Origin of the sequence: Pseudokineococcus lusitanus (assembly GCF_003751265.1) — a bacterium.
Lineage (GTDB): Bacteria > Actinomycetota > Actinomycetes > Actinomycetales > Quadrisphaeraceae > Pseudokineococcus > Pseudokineococcus lusitanus.
Genome location: NZ_RJKN01000001.1, coordinates 499041 through 511793 on the forward strand (window position 1 = coordinate 499041; position 12753 = coordinate 511793).

Annotated in this window: 13 protein-coding genes and 1 tRNA gene; 2 read left to right on the plus strand and 12 right to left on the minus strand. The window is 78.6% G+C overall.

Annotated elements, in window-relative coordinates; all coding sequences use genetic code 11:
- Positions 1 to 59 precede the first annotated feature (59 nt).
- The 11 genes from EDC03_RS02230 to EDC03_RS02280 all read right to left on the minus strand — a co-directional run bounded on the left by EDC03_RS02230 (position 60) and on the right by EDC03_RS02280 (position 9882).
- Positions 60 to 2030 carry a metallophosphoesterase family protein gene (locus EDC03_RS02230; RefSeq protein ID WP_148057985.1) on the minus strand — a complete coding sequence of 657 codons (1971 nt, stop codon included), beginning with the start codon at positions 2028 to 2030 and terminating at the stop codon, positions 60 to 62.
- A gap of 56 nt (positions 2031 to 2086) precedes the next feature.
- Positions 2087 to 3937: a glutaminase A gene (gene glsA, locus EDC03_RS02235; protein ID WP_158674168.1), complete on the minus strand. Its 1851-nt coding sequence runs from the start codon at positions 3935 to 3937 to the stop codon at positions 2087 to 2089.
- A gap of 118 nt (positions 3938 to 4055) precedes the next feature.
- A tRNA-Ala gene (locus EDC03_RS02240) sits at positions 4056 to 4128 on the minus strand.
- Between the two features lie 162 nt (positions 4129 to 4290).
- Positions 4291 to 4977, minus strand: a complete 687-nt coding sequence (locus EDC03_RS02245; protein WP_158674169.1) for a histidine phosphatase family protein — start codon at positions 4975 to 4977, stop codon at positions 4291 to 4293.
- The gene (gene rsfS, locus EDC03_RS02250) at positions 4974 to 5366 is read right to left on the minus strand and encodes a ribosome silencing factor (RefSeq protein WP_123378532.1); all 393 of its coding nucleotides are present in this window, start codon (positions 5364 to 5366) and stop codon (positions 4974 to 4976) included. The genes EDC03_RS02245 and rsfS overlap by 4 nt, the downstream gene beginning before the upstream one ends.
- 62 nt (positions 5367 to 5428) lie before the next feature.
- Positions 5429 to 5641, minus strand: a complete 213-nt coding sequence (locus EDC03_RS02255; protein ID WP_123378533.1) for a hypothetical protein — start codon at positions 5639 to 5641, stop codon at positions 5429 to 5431.
- Entirely contained in the window at positions 5638 to 6261 is a 624-nt protein-coding gene (nadD, locus tag EDC03_RS02260) for a nicotinate-nucleotide adenylyltransferase (RefSeq protein WP_199719907.1), read from the minus strand. Before nadD ends, EDC03_RS02255 begins: the two co-directional genes overlap by 4 nt.
- A gap of 128 nt (positions 6262 to 6389) precedes the next feature.
- Positions 6390 to 6608, minus strand: a complete 219-nt coding sequence (locus EDC03_RS02265; RefSeq protein WP_123378534.1) for a hypothetical protein — start codon at positions 6606 to 6608, stop codon at positions 6390 to 6392.
- A 69-nt stretch (positions 6609 to 6677) separates the two neighbouring features.
- The gene (locus tag EDC03_RS02270; protein WP_123378785.1) at positions 6678 to 8018 is read right to left on the minus strand and encodes a glutamate-5-semialdehyde dehydrogenase; all 1341 of its coding nucleotides are present in this window, start codon (positions 8016 to 8018) and stop codon (positions 6678 to 6680) included.
- A gap of 92 nt (positions 8019 to 8110) precedes the next feature.
- A complete protein-coding gene (locus EDC03_RS02275; RefSeq protein ID WP_123378535.1) occupies positions 8111 to 9349 on the minus strand; it encodes an SPFH domain-containing protein in 1239 nt (412 codons plus the stop codon).
- Entirely contained in the window at positions 9346 to 9882 is a 537-nt protein-coding gene (locus EDC03_RS02280) for an NfeD family protein (RefSeq protein ID WP_199719856.1), read from the minus strand. Before EDC03_RS02280 ends, EDC03_RS02275 begins: the two co-directional genes overlap by 4 nt.
- 393 nt (positions 9883 to 10275) lie before the next feature.
- Between EDC03_RS02280 and EDC03_RS02285 the strand changes: the two genes are divergently transcribed.
- Both EDC03_RS02285 and EDC03_RS02290 read left to right on the plus strand, forming a co-directional pair.
- Positions 10276 to 10689 carry a pilus assembly protein CpaE gene (locus EDC03_RS02285; RefSeq protein WP_123378536.1) on the plus strand — a complete coding sequence of 138 codons (414 nt, stop codon included), beginning with the start codon at positions 10276 to 10278 and terminating at the stop codon, positions 10687 to 10689.
- Between the two features lie 289 nt (positions 10690 to 10978).
- Complete coding sequence (locus EDC03_RS02290) at positions 10979 to 11524, plus strand: STAS domain-containing protein (RefSeq protein ID WP_123378537.1); 546 nt, start codon at positions 10979 to 10981, stop codon at positions 11522 to 11524.
- Positions 11525 to 11574: 50 nt separating this feature from the next.
- Here EDC03_RS02290 and proB read toward each other — a convergent pair whose 3' ends face one another.
- Entirely contained in the window at positions 11575 to 12750 is a 1176-nt protein-coding gene (proB, locus tag EDC03_RS02295; protein ID WP_123378538.1) for a glutamate 5-kinase, read from the minus strand.
- Positions 12751 to 12753: the final 3 nt, after the last annotated feature.

Consider the following 12753-nt stretch of genomic DNA (forward strand, 5'->3'; position numbering starts at 1 on the left):
GAGGGGGCCGGACCGGAGGGCTCCGGGCGACGTCCGCCCGGTCGGGCGCCCGCCGGGCCTCAGCCGCCGGGCGTCGCCGGCGGTGCCGTGGCCCCCGCGCCGTCGGCCCCCGGCTCCCCCGTGCCGTCGTCGAGCGGCTGCCCCTCCTCGTCGAGCGCCGGCTGCCCCGGGGCGCCCGCCACGTCGTCCGGGTCGACGGGCTCGCCGTCCTCGGTCGCCGGCGGCAGCAGCGAGGGCGGCGCCGCGGCGACGTCGGTGGCCTGCGCCTCGGGCTCGGGCCAGGCCTGCCACGGGCTGACGGTCACCTCGGCCTGCGGCGAGGCGGTGACGAGGCGCCAGGACAGCAGGCGTCCGTCCTCGCGGTCGAACCGGAGCAGCGTCGCCTCGGCCGTGCCGTTGAGCGGGCCGACCGTCAGCTGGTTGAGCACGGCACCCGCCGTGCTCGAGCTGATGTAGCGGATCCCCCGGCCGACCTGCTCCGGGTCCGTGCGCACGTGGTAGTGCCCGGAGACCGACGCCGGGACGCAGCCCTGCTCGAGCGACGGGGCGGCGATGGAGGCGTCGTGGATCAGCAGGAGGTCGACGTCGCCGTCGTCGCACGCCCTCGTCGCGAGCTCGTCGGCGAGCCCGCCGGCCGTCGGGGCCTCGGCGGTCGCCTCCGTGCCGGCGAGCAGCCGGGTGGCGCGGGGGTCCGGCGCCCCGAGCAGGCGCAGCCCCTCGACCTCGACGACGTCGCCCTCGAGGACGGTCCAGCCCGCCGCGCGCTCCTGCGCGGCCGTGTCGGCGCTGTCGTGGTTGCCGTCGGCGACGACGACGGGCAGGTCGCCCAGCGCCGAGGCGAAGGCGGTGACGCAGGTCTGCTCGACCGACGAGCCGTTCATCGTCGTGTCGCCGGCGTTGAGCACGAGGTCGGCGCCGCCCAGGGCCGCCACCCGGGCGACCGGGCCGGCCATGCCGACGTTGCAGTGGAGGTCGCTGATGACGAGGGCCGTGACGACCTCGTCGTCGAGGGGGTCCTCGACCTCCCCGGCCGGCAGCTCCGCGTCCTCGACGAGGTCGTCCTCGTCGCCGTCGGACGAGCCGGTGGCGGTGGGGGCCGTGGCCGTCGTCGGCGACGCCGTCGGCTCCTCCACGCCCCGGGCCGCGAGCGCCGCCGCGACGGCCGGGTCGTCGGGCGACGCGGCCGCCCAGGCCCGCTCGAGGTCGGTCGTCACCGCCGCGTAGAAGGCGTCGTTCTCCTCGACCTGCTCGGTGACGAAGCCCGCGACGAGGTCGACGACGCCGGCCAGGCGGCCGGTCACGCGGGCGCCCTCGAGCGGGGTCCCGTCGAGGACGGGGAAGGCGCCGCTGCCCGCGGCGTCGCGCTGCGCCTGCGGGCGCAGGCCCGCGGCGACGACGGCGCCCACGAGGGCGACGACGAGGACGACCGCGAGCCAGACCCGGTGGCGCCGCCCGAGCGCGAGCAGCTCCGCGCGCCGCCCGCGGCCGAGCAGGGCCCGGCCGACCAGCGTGACCGCGACGAGGCCGCCCCAGGTGAGCAGCCAGCGCTGCACCGCGTCGGCCACGAGGCCCTGGGTGACGACGTCGAGGGTCGCCTGGGGCGCCGTGAAGAGCTGCAGGTACCCCTGGAGGTCACCGCCGAGCAGCTCGACGACGCTCGTGGAGGCGCCGACCTCCGTGAGGTCGGCGGGGATCTCGGCGACGGCGACATCGACGCCCAGGTGCAGCGGCAGCGGGGCGTCGAGGACGAGCGCCCCCAGCGGCCCGAGGTCGACGGAGACCTCGCCGTCGGTCGTCACGGCGTAGGTGGCCACGTGCGGCCCGAGGCTGGCCGTCGTCCGCGCGGACGTCACCCCGAAGACGGCGGCGACGAGGCCCAGCGCCGCGACGAGCGCGACCCACCCGGCGACGACCCGCCCGCGGGGGCGGCGCCACCGGCGGGACCGCCCCGGGAGGGCGCCGTCGTCCGCGGCGTCGCCCTCCGGGACGTCGGGGGCGCTGGGGTCGGGAGCGGGCGAGGCGGGTGGCACCGCCCGATGGTGGCGTGCCGCCGTCGCGCAGGCCACCTCGCCCCGGCGGGTGCGCGTCACGCCGCGTCCGCGGCGGCCACCTCCCGCGCCAGCCGCGCCGCCCGGGCGGTCGCCCCGTCCGCCAGCGCCCGCCACAGGCCCGCCGCCGTGCGCGGGTGGTCCCGCCCGAGGTCGTCGAGCGCCGCCGCGTCGAGGACGAGGAGCCGCACGTCCCCGTCCGCCGTCGCGGGCACGCCGCCGTCGTCCACCGGCGGCAGGGGCAGGCCGGGGCCGCCCGCGCAGGTCCCGGCGCCGAAGGACGCCGGCGCCCCCGGCGCCGGGGGGCCCGCGGGCCGCACCGTGCCCGCCAGGACGAGGTGGAGCGCCGCGGGGTCGAGCGCCACCGCCTCGCCGTCGGCGGCGGTCACCGCCGTGCCCGCCGCGACGACGGCCGCGGCGTCGTCGAGGGCGGTGAGGAGGGGGTGGTCGCCGGGCCCAGGCGCCGCCGACGTGCCGTCCTCCCGTGCCGCGTGCCGGCGCAGCAGCTCCTCCTCGGCGGCCACGACGGCTCCCTCCCGGTCCCCGTGCACGGCCGCGGCCGGCTCCCGCCCGTCGAGGGCCGCCGCGAGGAGGCCCTCCGGGTCGACGACGAGCACGCGCCGCCCGTCCTCGGCCAGGACGGCGGCGAGGTCGTCGAGGAGGCGGGCGGCGGCGGGCAGCAGCTCGTCGACGGCCCGGAGGTCGAGCACGACGACGTCGAGGTCCTCCCCCGCCCTCTCGACGAGGCGGACCGCCCGCTCGGCGGCCGCCACCCCCACGTCGCCGTGGAGCACGTGGACGGGCGCCCGCGGTCCGACCCGGGTCAGCAGCCGGGCGTCCTCCACCGGGCGCGGGCGCAGGGAGGGCCGGCGCGCCACGTCGGTCGAGGTCCGCAGCGGCGCTCGCGCCGCCCGTCGCACGTGGAGCGCGTGCAGGTCGAGCCCGCCCGACAGGCGTCGGACGGCCTCGAGCCCGCGGACGCTGCGCCCGTGCGGGTCCAGGCGCGGCGACCAGGCGGCGAGCCCCACCTCGGCGGGCGCGACGGCCAGGAGGCCGCCGCAGATGCCGCTCTTGGCCGGCATGCCGACGGTCGCCGCCCAGTCCCCGGCGGCGTCGTACATGCCGCAGGTGAGCATGACCGCCAGCACCTGACGGACGACGTCGACCTCGAGCACCCGCTCCCCCGTCGACGGGTGCACGCCGCCGGCCGCGAGGGTCGCCCCGACGACGGCCAGGTCCCGGGCGTCGACGAGGACGGCGCACTGCCGCGCGTACGCCGCGACGGCCTCCTCCGGGTCGTCGACGCCGAGCATCCCGTGCGCCGAGAGCAGGTGCGCCAGCGCGCGGTTGCGCCGCCCGGAGGCGAGCTCGGCCGCGGCGGCCTCCTCGTCGACGACGAGCTCGTGCCCCGCCAGCCGGGACAGCAGGTCCCGCAGCCGCTCCGAGCGCTCGGCGGCGTCGCCGGCGCGGACGAGGGACGTCGTCGCGAGGGCCCCCGCGTTGATCATCGGGTTGCGGGGCCGGTCGGTGCCGGCCTCGAGGCTGATGGCGTCGTAGGCCTCCCCCGACGGCTCGACGCCGACGTGGGCGGCCACCTCGTCGGCGCCGCGGTCGGCGAGCGCGAGGGCGTAGGCGAAGGGCTTGGAGAGCGACTGCACCGTGAAGGGCCGCCGGCTGTCGCCGACCTCGTGGACGTGCCCGTCCAGCGTGGCCAGCGCGACGCCGAAGAGCTCCGGGTCCGCGTCGGCGAGCTGGGGGACGTCGTCGGCGACCTCGCCGGTGCGGTGCCCGCGGCAGGCCTCGAGCGCGTCCTGCAGGCGGGCCGTGACGAGGGGCGGCCGGTCGGACCGGGCCGGGGGAGGGACGGGGGGCGACGCGGCGGGTGGCACCCCCGATGGCACCACGGCCCGTCCGGCGGGACATCTCGGGCGTGCCCGCCCTCGGGCCGGCCGTCCCCGCACGCGACGGAGGCCCGCCCCCCGAGGGGGACGGGCCTCCGTCGTCCGGTGGAGCTGAGGGGACTCGAACCCCTGACCCCCTCCATGCCATGGAGGTGCGCTACCAGCTGCGCCACAGCCCCGGACCGCCGCTCGGACCGGCCGGAGCCGCTCGCGAGGACGGGAGGAAGAGTAGCCCGGCACGAGCCGAGCGGCCAAATCACCACGCGCACGGGCGGCATCCGGCGTCCGTCGGGTCCCGGCCCGCGCCGATCGGCCACATCACCGCACGGGCCCGCGCGGCGTCAGGCGCCCGTCGCGCCCCGGCCCGCGCCGACCTGCGCCGGCACGACGTCGCCCGTGGGCCACGCGCCGGCGTTGTGCTCGAGCAGGCGCCACGGCACGTCCGTGCCGTCGCCGCGCACGAGGGTGGTCCAGCGGGCGTTGCGCAGGCCCGTCACGAGCGGCGCGGTGCCCACCGGGAGACCGAGCAGGCGCAGCAGCGCCGAGCCCAGGGAACCGCCGTGGCCCACGCAGACGAGCACCTCGCCGTCGGCCAGGTCCGCCGCGTGCTCCTCGACGGCCTCGGCCACACGGGCACCGGCCGCGGCGCGGCTCTCCCCGCCCCCGGCGGCCACGTCCTCCCCCGCGAGCCAGGCGCGGTGCAGGTCCGGCCACCCCTGCTCGATCTCGCTGCGGCGCAGGCCCTGCCACTCGCCGCCGTGCACCTCGCGGAGCCGCGGGTCGACCAGCACGGGCATCCCGGCGGCCAGCGCCAGCGCGCCGGCCGTCCCGCTCGCCCGCTGCAGGTCCGAGCTGACGAGCCGCACGGGCCGGCGGTGCAGCAGCACGGCGGCGGCCTCGCGCGCCTGCTCGGCCCCGAGGTCGGTGAGGGGGATGTCGCTGTGGCCCTGCCACCGGCCCTCGGCGTTCCACGCCGTCTGGCCGTGGCGCCACAGCACCACCTGCGGCGGGGCGCCGCCCCCGCTCACGCCTCGTCGCCGGCGCCGCGGCCCGCGGTGACCGAGGCGGGCAGCTCGACGACGGGGCAGTCCTTCCACAGCCGCTCGAGGGCGTAGAAGCGACGGTCCTCCGTCTGCTGCACGTGCACGACGATCTCGGCGTAGTCCAGCAGGACCCAGCGGGCCTCGGCCAGGCCCTCGCGGCGCAGGGGCTGGACGCCCATCCCGCGCAGCCGCTCCTCGACGGCGTCCACGACGGCGCGGACCTGCCGGTCGGAGTCGGCGGAGGCGACGACGAAGACGTCGGTGATGACGAGCTGCTCGCTGACGTCGAGCGCCAGCACCTCGTCGGCGAGCTTGTCGGCCGCTGCCTCGGCGGCGGCCCTGGCCAGCTCGAGGGCCCGGTCGGTGGCGGTCACGTGTGTCCTCCTGACGGGCCGCGGCGTCCGCCGCGGCAGACCCCCAGGGTCTCACGCAGCGCTCAGGCGCCCGGTCCCTCGCCCGTGGGGACCTCGGGGTCGGTCCCGGGGGCCACGTCGTCCGGGTCGACCACCCGGGCCGGGGCGCCGGACCCCGGGGCGTCCGGCGCCTCGTCGGGGCCCTCGGCGACGACGGCGGCCAGCTCGTCGGCGGCGCGGTCGAGCGCCGCCCGGGTCGCGGCGGCGTCCGTGGGCGCCCCGTGGTCGGTGCTCACCGTCCCACCTCCTCGAGCAGCCCGGCGGGCTCGTCGCCGAGCCTGGGGCCGAGCGGCCCGCCCCGGTAGAGGCGGTGCTTGGCGATGTACTGGACCACCCCGTCCGGGACGAGGTACCAGACCGGCTCCCCGCGGGCGACGCGGTCGCGGCAGTCGGTCGAGGAGATGGCGAGCGCAGGGATCTCCAGCAGGCTGACGCGCTCGTGCGGCAGGCCCGTCGCGGCGAGCTCGTGGCCGGGCCGGGTGACCCCGACGAAGTGCGCCAGCTCCCACACGTCGTCGGCGTCCTTCCACGACAGGATCTGCTGGAGGGCGTCGGCGCCGGTGATGAAGAAGAGCTGGGCGTCGCCGAGCAGCCGGCGCAGGTCCCGCAGCGTGTCGACCGTGTAGGTCGGGCCGGGCCGGTCGACGTCGACGCGGCTCACCGTGAACGAGGGGTTGGAGGCCGTCGCGACGACGGTCATGAGGTAGCGGTGCTCCGCCCCGGTGACCTCGCGGTGGTCCTTCTGCCAGGGGCGCCCCGTGGGGACGAAGACGACCTCGTCGAGGTCGAAGACGCTGGCGACCTCGCTGGCCGCCACGAGGTGGCCGTGGTGGACGGGGTCGAAGGTGCCGCCCATGACCCCCACCCGACGGCGGCCGGGCGAGGGCACGGGGACGCCGCTCTCGCGCAGCTCCTCCGCGCGCAGGGCGCGCCGCGGCGTCACGGCGGACCGGTCGACGGGCTCGGGGGCCTGGTGGCGGGCCGTCAGTGCCGGTCGCCGGCGTCGTGGGGGCCGTCGTGCGGCCCGTCGTGGAGGCCGTCGCGGCCCGCGTGGCGGAAGCCGACGCTGCGGAACGCGAAGGTCACCGAGAGCAGCACGAGCAGCGCCACGAAGGCGGTGAGGCCGAAGAAGAACGGGTCCATCGGCAGCTCGTTGACGACGTGGTGCTCCCCGGCGGCGGCCAGGACGGCGGTGGACGGCATGGGCGCTCCTCGGGCGGTCCGGCGCGCCCGGGGCCGGGACGCGGCGGCGAGTCTGCCACGCCGGGGCGCTCAGCCCCGCACGTGGCCGTCCCCGGTGACGACCCAGCGCGTCGTCGTCAGCTCGGCGAGCCCCATCGGGCCCCGGGCGTGGAGCTTCTGCGTCGAGATGCCGATCTCCGCGCCGAGGCCCATCTGCGCCCCGTCGGTGAAGCGCGTGGACGCGTTGACCATGACGGCCGCCGAGTCGACCTCGGCCGCGAAGCGCTCCGCGACGGCGAGGTCCCGCGTGACGACCGCCTCGGTGTGGCCGGTCGACCAGCGGTCGACGTGCGCGAGCGCCGCGTCGAGGTCGGGGACGACCCCGACGGCCAGCTCGAGCGCGAGGTACTCGGTGGCCCAGTCCTCGTCCGTCGCCGGCTCGACGTCGACGCCGTCGAGCGGCTCGGCGGCGGCCCGGACCGCGTCGTCGCCGTGCAGGCGGACGCCGGCCGCGCTCATGGCCGTGAGCAGCGACGGCAGGAAGGCGTCGGCGACGGCGGCGTGGACGAGCACCGTCTCGGCGGTGTTGCAGGTGCTCGTGCGCTGCGTCTTGCTGTTGAGGGCGACGGCGAGCGCGACGTCGAGGTCCGCCGCGGCGTCGACGTAGACGTGGCAGTTGCCCGTGCCCGTCTCGATGACCGGGACGGTCGACGAGCGCACCACCTCGGCGATGAGCCCCGCGCCCCCGCGGGGCACGAGGACGTCGACGAGGCCGCGCGCCCGCATGAGCGCCCGGACGCCCTCGCGCCCGTACGCGTCGACGGTGCTGACGAGGTCCGCCGGCAGGCCCGCGGCGGCGAGCGCCTCGCGGACGACCTCGACGACGAGGGCGTTGGTCTCCCGGGCCGCCGAGCCGCCGCGCAGGACGACGGCGTTGCCGCTCTTGAGGGCGAGCGCCGCGGCGTCGACGGTGACGTTGGGGCGCGCCTCGTAGACGACGGCGACGACGCCCATCGGCACGCGCAGCTGGCGCAGGCGCAGCCCGTTGGGCAGCGTCTGCCCGCGGACGACCTCCCCCACCGGGTCGGGGAGCGCCGCGACGTCGCGGACGGCGTCGGCGATGGCCCCGAGCCGGTCGGCGTCGAGCCGCAGCCGGTCGAGCAGGTTGGCCGGGAGGCCCTCGGCGGCACCGCGCTCGAGGTCGCGCCCGTTGGCGGCGACGACCCGCGGGGCCTGCGCGACGAGCGCGTCCGCGACGGCGAGGAGCGCGGCGTCCTTCGTGGCCCGGGTCGCCGTCGCGAGGGCCTTGCTCGCGGCACGGGCCGCACGGCAGACGTCGAGCACGGCCTCCGCGACGTCGACCTCCGGCGGGACGCCGGGCGCGGCGGCGCGGGCGTCGGTGCCGACGGGGGTGTCCGCGGTCAGGCTCATGGCCCCAGGGTAGGCGCGCGGGAGCCCGCCACCCAGCGACATCTCGGCGGGTGGCGGGCTCCCGTGGGTCGTCCCGTGCGGGGCGGGGCCGGTCAGGCGCCGTGGCGCCCCGGGCCGGCGTCCGGCGTCGTGCCGCCGTCGCCCGTCGGCGGGGCGGGCGGGGCGGCCGGCGCCGCGTCGTGCGCCCGATCCCCCGCCTGCTCGGGGGTGACGGCGGGGAGGTCGGGGCTCGCGCCGGCGACCGGCGGGACGTCCCCGCCCTCGCTCGGCGCCCGGCGGCCCGTGCGCGTGCCGGCCTCGGTGTGGGCGGCCTCCTGCGTCGCCCCCTCGGCCTCGGCCCGGGCCCGCCGGAGCGCCTCGGAGGGGTCCTCGAGCGTGGGGGCGTCGAGGTCGGCGGCGATGCCGCCGGCGTCGACCTCGTGCACGCCGTCCTCGTCGTCCCGGCCGCCGTCGCGGCGCCCGAGCACGTCCCCGATGCCCTTGAGCGCGTCGTTGAGCTCGCTGGGCACGATCCACACCTTGTTGGCGTCGCCCTGGGCGATCTGGGGCAGCGTCTGGAGGTACTGGTAGGCCAGGAGCCGCGGCGTCGGGTTGCCCCGGTGGATGGCGCCGAAGACCTCCACGATGGCCCGCGAGCGGCCCTGGGCCTCGAGGATCGCCGCCTGCGCCTGGCCCTCCGCCCGCAGGACGGCCGACTGCTTGTCGCCCTGCGCCGTGAGGATCTGGCTCTGCTTGACGCCCTCGGCGTTGAGGATGGTGGCCCGCCGGTCGCGCTCGGCGCGCATCTGCTTCTCCATCGAGTCCTGCACGCTCGCGGGCGGGTCGATGGCCTTGAGCTCGACGCGGTTGACGCGCACGCCCCAGCGGCCGGTCGCCTCGTCGAGGACGCCGCGCAGCTGGCCGTTGATCTGGTCGCGGCTCGTCAGCGTCTGCTCGAGGTCGAGCGAGCCGACGACGTTGCGCAGCGTCGTGACCGTGAGCTGCTCGATGCCCTGGATGTAGTTGGCGATCTCGTAGGTCGCCGAGCGGGGGTCGGTCGGCTGGAAGTAGATGACCGAGTCGATGCTCACGACGAGGTTGTCGGAGGTGATGACCGGCTGCGGCGGGAAGGAGACGACCTGCTCGCGCAGGTCGACCGTGGCGCGCGGCTTGTCGATGAAGGGCACGAGGAAGTGCAGGCCGGCGTCGAGGGTCCGCGAGTAGCGGCCGAGCCGCTCGATGATGACCGCGCTGGCCTGCGGCACGATCCGCACCGCCTTGACGACGGTGGCGACGACGAAGACGACGAGCAGCAGCAGGACGACGTACAGGGCGAGCGTGCCGGGGGTCATGAGGGGCTCCAGGGGCTCGTCGGGGACGGGCCGCCGGGCGCGGGTCCGTCGGGGGCGGGTCGTTCACGGCGGTCGGACGGGTCGGTCGGGGGCAGGGCGCGGACGACGGCGGTGGCGCCGTCGATCCGGACCACCTCGACGTCGGCGCCGGCGGGCAGGACGCCGCCCGCCTCGGTGCGGGCGCTCCAGACCTCGCCGCGGAGCTTCACGCGGCCGTCGCGCGGCCCCACGGGCTCGAGGACCTCGGCGCGCTGCCCGATGCCGCCGTCGGTGCCGGTGGCCACGAGCGGCACGCGCGGCCGGACGTACCGAAGGACGACGGGACGGGCGACGGCCAGCAGCAGCGCCGCGGCCACGGCGAAGGTGATGACCTGCAGGGGCAGCGAGAGCCCCAGCGCTGCACCGGCGGCCGCGACGAGCGCCGCCGCGGCGACCATGGCGAAGACCAGGTCGAGCGACGCGATCTCGACCGCGCCCAGCGCGAGCGCCAGCCCGATCCAGAGCAGCCACTGCAGGTCCGCCCAGCTCTCCACGTGCGCCCCCCGCCGTCGCGCGCGGGCCCCCGGCGTCCGGGGCAGCCCGTCGCTGCCGGTCCGGACGTCCGCGTGGTGGACCGTCCGGCGTCTCCCGACCCTAGCCGCCGCGGCCCGCCGGGGGTCGGGGACCTCGCCGCCGCCCCGGCGCCGACGTCGACCCCTACGGCGCCGTCCGACCGACGTCGGCAGCGAGGTCGGCACCCCAGGGATCTCCGGCACCTCCTGCGGCGACGAGGTCGGCAGGCGTCCGGCCGTCCTGGGCCGGGTCCACGTCGTCGGCCGCCGGGGGGTGGCGGCGCCGTCCGGCGGTGGCGCCGCGCCGTCCCGGGGCGCAGGCTCGGGGGCACCGACGGCGGCCGCGGGGCCGCCCACGCCCCCGGGAGGACCGCCGTGATCTCCGTGCCCACCGCCCGCGCCCTGCGCACCTCCGGGGTGACGTGGGACCCCGCGTCCGGGGACCGCTTCGTCATCGCGGACCGCGACATGGACGACGAGGTGTTCGTGCTCTCCGAGCTCGTCGTCGAGGCGCACGAGCACTCCACCGGCCGCTTCCTCGGCTTCAACGGGACGACCGAGTGGGCGCTGGACTCCGTCGACGTCGAGCAGGCCGTCTGGCTCCCCCGCGAGGGGCAGCTGCGGGAGCTCCTCGGCGCGGCGTTCGTGGCGCTCGAGCAGCGCGCGGACCAGCTCGTCGTCCGCACGCGCGACGCCGAGGGCGAGCACGCGAGCGCCGCGGACGACGCCGAGGAGGCCTACGCCCTGGCGGTCCTCGGCGCACGGGCGCGCACGGCCCGCGCGGGCTGAGGAGCCCGCGGAGGACCCCGTGGGGCGCCCGCGGACCACCCGGTCGACGCCGGGCCGGGAGGCCGTCGCCTCCTGCCGCCGGCCCCCTGGCGCTCGGCCGCGGCGTGGGGGGCGGCGTCGGCGAGGTGGGCGCCGTCCGTGCCGACGACCCGGGTGGGCGCTCGAGCACCCACGCGGGCGTGCTGTGTGCGAGCATCGACGCGCTTCCCCGGCCGGTCGCCCGGGTGGGGCAGCTGCCCGGGACCCGGTGGCGCATCCGACGCCGATGTGCTGAGACCCGGGAGCCCCGATGGACCTCGACCGCACCGCCCCCCGTCCCGACGAGCGCGCCGTGCGGCCGCGCCCCCAGGACGTCGACGCCCCTTCCCGCCCGCGGGAGCCCGACGACGAGGTGGTGCTCGACGTCGTCGGCGACCTCGACCTCGCGACGGCCGGTCGGCTGCGGGAGCGGCTGGGACGGGCGGGGCGCCGGGCGTCCTCGCACGTCGTCCTCGACCTGTCGCGCGTGGACTTCGTCGACTGCCACGGCCTGGGCGTGATCCTCGCCGCCCGGGCCGCGATGGGCGCACGGCTGCGGGTGCGGGCGACGTCGCCGTCGGTGGACGCCCTCGTGGCGGCGACCCGCACGCCGCTGCACGACGGCGCCCCGGGCCCCGCGCCGCCCGTCGCCGGCGACCCGACGGACGACTGGACCGCGGCGTCCCGGCTGGACCTCGTGCGCCGCGCCCGCTCGGCCGGCACGGGCCCCGCCCAGGTCCGGGGGGCCCTCGTCTCCCGGCTCACCCGGACCCCGCCCAGCCGTCGGCTGCAGCAGCTGCTGGGCCCCCGCCCCTGACGCCTCCCGGGCGGACGCACCGGGGCGCCCGCCCCGCGCCGCGGGACGTCTCAGCGCGGGACGACGACGAGGTCGTCCCGGTGCACGAGGACCCGGTCGCGGCCCGGGCCGAGGTCGCGGGCCAGGTCGCCCGTCGAGCGCCCGAGCATCGGCGGCACCTCGCCGGCCGCGTAGCCGACGAGCCCCCGCGCCACGAGCGTCCCCGCCTCGTCGAGGAGGTCCACCGGGTCGCCCGCCTCGAAGGTGCCGCGCACCTCGCGGACGCCCGCGGGCAGCAGCGAGGCGTCCCGCTCGCGGACGGCCCTGACCGCGCCGGCGTCGAGGACGAGGGCGCCGTCCGAGCGGGCGGCGTGCGCGAGCCAGAGCAGGCGGGTGCGCACCCGCCGCCCGGTCACCGCGAACCACGTGCCGACGTCCTCCCCCGCGAGGCCGGGCCCCGCGAGGGCCGCGCTCGTGAGGAGGACCGGGATGCCCGACGACGACGCGATGCCCGCGGCGGCGATCTTCGTGGCCATGCCGCCGGTCCCGACCCCCGCCCCGCCGGTCCCGCCGACCTCCACGCCGTCGAGGTCGGCGGGCGAGGCCACGAGCGGCACCCGCCGGCTGCCGGGGCGCGAGGGCGGCCCGTCGTGCAGGGCGTCGACGTCGGACAGGAGGACGAGGGCGTCCGCGCGGACGAGGTGCGCGACGAGCGCGGCCAGGCGGTCGTTGTCGCCGAAGCGGATCTCGTCGGTGGCCACCGTGTCGTTCTCGTTGACGACGGGCAGCACCCCGAGCGCGAGCAGCCGCTCCAGCGCGCGGGAGGCGTTGCGGTAGTGGGTGCGCCGCACGACGTCGTCGGCCGTGAGGAGCACCTGGCCGACGGGGGTCGCGGGCGCCAGCGCCGCGGCGTAGGCGGCCACGAGCAGCCCCTGGCCCACGCTGGCGGCGGCCTGCTGGGTGGCGAGGTCGCGCGGTCGCCGGGCCAGCCCGAGCGGGGCGAGCCCCGCCGCGATGGCCCCCGAGGAGACGAGCACCACCTCGGTGCCGCGGGCGCGGGCGGCCTGCAGGACGCCGACGAGGCCCTCGAGCCGTGCGGCGTCGAGGCCGCCGGCGGCGCTCGTCAGCGACGAGGAGCCGACCTTGACGACGACGCGGCCGGCGCGCGGCAGGTCCCCGCGCCCGCCGACCGCGCCGGCCGTCCCGCCGTCCGGCGCGGCCCGTCCGGTCGGCTGCGTCGTCGCCACGAC